Source organism: Streptococcus sanguinis (genome assembly GCF_003943655.1).
Taxonomy (GTDB): Bacteria; Bacillota; Bacilli; order Lactobacillales; family Streptococcaceae; genus Streptococcus; species Streptococcus sanguinis_F.
On the sequence record NZ_RJMM01000046.1, the window covers coordinates 1 to 4,339 of the forward strand.

Annotated in this window: 2 protein-coding genes and 1 pseudogene; all 3 read left to right on the plus strand. The window is 33.3% G+C overall.

Features of this window, described 5'->3' with window-relative positions:
• Positions 1 to 1,272, plus strand: a 1,272-nt coding sequence (locus D8886_RS11390; RefSeq protein WP_125435756.1) for a glycosyltransferase, incomplete at its 5' end; no start/stop codon positions are given.
• A gap of 1 nt (position 1,273) precedes the next feature.
• Complete coding sequence (locus D8886_RS11395) at positions 1,274 to 3,016, plus strand: rhamnan synthesis F family protein (RefSeq protein WP_125352840.1); 1,743 nt, start codon at positions 1,274 to 1,276, stop codon at positions 3,014 to 3,016.
• A gap of 236 nt (positions 3,017 to 3,252) precedes the next feature.
• A pseudogene (locus D8886_RS11400) lies at positions 3,253 to 4,339 on the plus strand (LTA synthase family protein); the annotation flags it as partial.

A 4,339-nucleotide genomic window follows, 5' to 3' on the forward strand; every position in this document is an offset into this window, starting at 1 on the left:
GATCATTCAAGAAATATTATTGAAGAGTATCAGGCTAGATATCCTGAACTTATTCGAACGTTCTACAATGAAGAAAACTTAGGGATTGCACTTACCTGGAAGCGAGTCTGTCAAGAAGCTTGTGGGAAATATATTGCCCGCTGTGATGGTGACGATATTTGGTTAGACAATGAGAAACTCCAGAAACAGTATAGAGCTCTGAGAGAAAATCCTGAATATCGTTGGTCTACAACAGATATTTGTTTTATTAATCAAGATAATCAAATTACAGAAGATCAAGTTTTTTCTAGTGGACAGATGCCACTGATTACTTCTTACGAGGTGATGTTAGCAAGCCGAGGTTTTACAGCTCCATCTACTTGGTTAATTGAAAGAGAACTGATGTTGGAAGTTAATGATGAGATGGATCCAACAACAGCTGACGATACTTTTGATATGCAACTTGATCTCTTTCAAAGGACAAAAAAGCTCTTCTTGCCAGAAGCTATGGTTGCTTATCGAATACATGAAGGTTCAGATTCTAGACCTAAGGATTTTGAAGCTTTGCAAAAACGATTTAATCGTCTTTTGGAAACCCAACTTTTCTATGTTGATAAATATCCCCAAAGTGATTTTAAAGAAATGGTTAGATTCCTCTTAGAACGGATTAACACGTATGAGATATATTTGTCCCGGCCAACGAATTCCTTGTCACATATTGGCATTGAAAAACTGACCATCTATTTTGCAGATAAGCTGGGAGTTTTTTCCCAAGAACATATCTTACAAAAAAAACTACAGTTTGAAGATGAAGTTTCTTTTAGGCTTCCCCCAGAATGTAGGAGGCTGCGGGTTGATTTATCAGAGCTTCCTAGCTTTTATTCTCAGGTTTCCCTATTGGACGTAGATAACAATACTGAGATATTACCTAGTGCATCAAATGGATTTACTGCAAAAAATTTTTATTTTTTTCCTCAACATGATCCACAATTGCTTTATGATTTGAGAGACTATCATGGGAAAAATCTTATTTTACGCTATAAAATGCTAAATATTGATGATCCAGTAAAATCAGATTATGTAGCCGTTGTTTTGGGAAAAGAATTGGAGATTTTAACTAGACAGCTGGAAAGGCAAGCAGAGGACAAGGCTGAGTTAGAAAAAATGAAACAGGAAAATCACCGACTACAGAAAGATATTGAGAATATTACCCTTCAGTATAATTCTGTAGTCCATTCTAGAAGATGGACTCTTTCTAGCAAAATTCTAAATATATTTAAAAAAAGGAAGTAAAATGAAAAGAATACTTTTCTATGTTCACTATAATAAATTGAGTATAATTAGCCAACATGTGCTTTATCAACTGGAACACATGAGGCCACTGTTTTCTAAGATTGTTTTTATTTCTAACAGCGCACTAAATGAAAATGATAAGAAGAAAATAGAGAATCAGCATTTAATTGATTATTACATTGAAAGAGAAAATGTTGGTTTTGATTTTGCTGCCTGGCGAGATGGTATGGCTGAAATTGGATTCGAAGAAATAAAAAATTATGATTCTGTAACACTGATGAATGATACATGCTTCGGTCCTCTGTGGGATATGAAGGAAGTATATCGGCGTTTTGAGAATGATTCTTCTGTTAATTTTTGGGGTATGACTAATTTTCGCAGAACCAAGCACTTTCGGGAGCATATACAAAGTTATTATATGTCTTTTTCTAAGGAAGTAGTAGCTTCAAATGTTTTTCAAAACTTTTGGCTTTGTGTACAGAATTTCACCGATGTCCAAGATGTCATTAATCATTATGAAACTAATATTACTACCAATTTAGTGGATGCCGGATTTAGCTACCGAACTGTTTTTGACACAGTTGGTGAAGATACTGCAGGCATGCTTCATCCGGATTTTTCCTATTACAACCCAACGGCCATTTTGCGCCACAAGGTACCTTTCATAAAAGTAAAAACTATCTCTGCAAATCAAAGTATCACACCTTATATTCTAGACGAAATTGAACGAAAAACCGCTTATCCAGTTGATTTAATTGTCTCTCATATGTCTAAGATTGGTTATCCAGATTTGCCTTATCTCCTAAGTAGAAAGTATTTGAAAGAAACGAAGAATGGGCAATTTGAGAATAAGAAGATAGCGGTTCATCTACACGTCTTTTACTCGGATCTATTAGAGGAGTTTTTAGAAGTTTTTCAGAAATTTGAGTTTTCCTATGACCTTTTTATTACGACCAACACAGAAGAGAAAGCATTGGAAATTAAAGATAGTCTCAAAACTTTTCATCAAACAGCTCAGGTTTTAGTTACAGGTAATATTGGTCGAGATGTCTTACCTATGCTCAAATTAAAAGAACAGCTAGCTACTTATGATTACATTGGGCATTTCCATACGAAAAAATCCAAAGAAGCGGATTTTTGGGCTGGGCAGTCTTGGCGAACAGAGTTGATTGATATGTTAGTTTTGCCAGCAAATAATATTATCAAAACTTTTAACCAGCAAGACGATTTGGGTTTGGTCATTGCTGACATTCCAACTTTTTTTCGCTATAATCGGATTGTTGTTGCTTGGAATGAACATCTAATTGCCCCAAAGATGAATGATCTTTGGGAAAAGATGGGATTGAAAAAATCTATTGATTTCAACTCCTTTAATACATTTGTTATGAGCTATGGAACATACATTTGGTTTAAGTATGATGCATTAAAGCCTCTTTTTGATTTAGAGTTGACAGATCAAGATGTTCCTGCCGAACCGTTGCCCCAGAATTCAGTCTTGCATGCCATTGAACGTCTCTTAGTTTATATTGCTTGGGATAGGAACTACGATTTTAAAATTTCACCGAATCGGATAGTACTGACATCTTTTATCGATAATAAAATTCTCAATAATCGAGGAGATTTGCAGCCGTCAACATATGTTGATTTTAACTATATGGGTGGTATAAAAGGAGCGCTAAAATATATTTTTATTGGGCCTGTAAGAGCGGTTAAATACATATTAAAACGTTTGATAGAGAGGTAAGAAACTTGCAGAGTTTTATAAAAAAAATAGATATCATTACTATTGTCAATAAAACTTTATTCGCTTTATTTATGTTTTTCATAAATTTTTTCTTGGTAAATTACTCTATCTTAGACAAGATAGTTAATAATGGTTCGAAAATTGCAGAAAATATCAGGATTCTATCTTTTGTTTTGTATGTTATTTCTGTTTTAGCGGTGTCGCTCTATACGACGAGAATTTTAAGTAGGAAGTTCTTGTTAAAATTAGGTATAGGATATGGAATTTATGCAGTAACTTCTTACGCCATAGTGGTAACTCGAAATCTTAATAATGAGGGTTTTAAGTTATTTGATTTGATAAACAATAATTTTATTCAGTTCAACTTCCTTCTTACGGTACTGGGGATGATCTTAATAGTATATGGTTTTAAATATCTTATGAAGCTACCATATTTTAATCGATATTTCCGTATAGGAGCACTGGATAAAGTTGGCAATATTTATCCACTCTGCCTGTTTTTAGCTTCTTTTGCAGCTAACGATTTCCTTTTAACAGATTATATTCTAGAAAGGAATCAAGTGGTAATAACAAATAATATTAATAGTACGGCATTTCAACAATACCTCTTACATTCTGGAGGGAGTATTTTTATTACCTTAACTGCATTTGGTGTTCTTAGTCTTATATACTTTAAAGGAATGAGTGATGCTAGGCATAATCAAGCTAGTTTTTCATTGGTCATATTGACAAGTTCAATTTTGTCCTTAATTTTTAATTATACACTGCAATATGGTGTTAAAGGGGATGATAGACTTCTAGAAAGATATATTTTCCCTGGTGCAACTCTGTTTCAAATATTAAGTCTTTTTATAGTTTTTATGCTAATATATTTATCTATCAATAGATATTTACTACCAACTTTTCTTATTATCAGTCTAGGCATTATTTTATCTTTAGCAAATGGTATAAAACAAGGGATGCGTAGTGAGCCATTACTTGTAACTGATTTTGTGTGGTTGCAAGAACCAAAATTGCTCTTAAGTTTTGTAAGCAAATCGGCAATTATTCTTTGCATCAGTTTTTTGGTCACCATAACAGTAGTTTATTATTTGTTGAGAAAACGTATACTTGTTGAAAAGTTGGTAGTAAAAAAACGTTTTCGCTATTCAATGATCTCATTTTTGCTTATAGTATCTCTGTCAGTCTTTGTAGTTTTTAAAAACGAAAAAAATGGGAAAATTACTGAGGGAATTCCTGTTTTATCTACTGTTAACAATTGGGAAGATATAACTTGGATGGGTTTTTCTGTAAATGCACGTTATAAATCACTAATGTATGTAT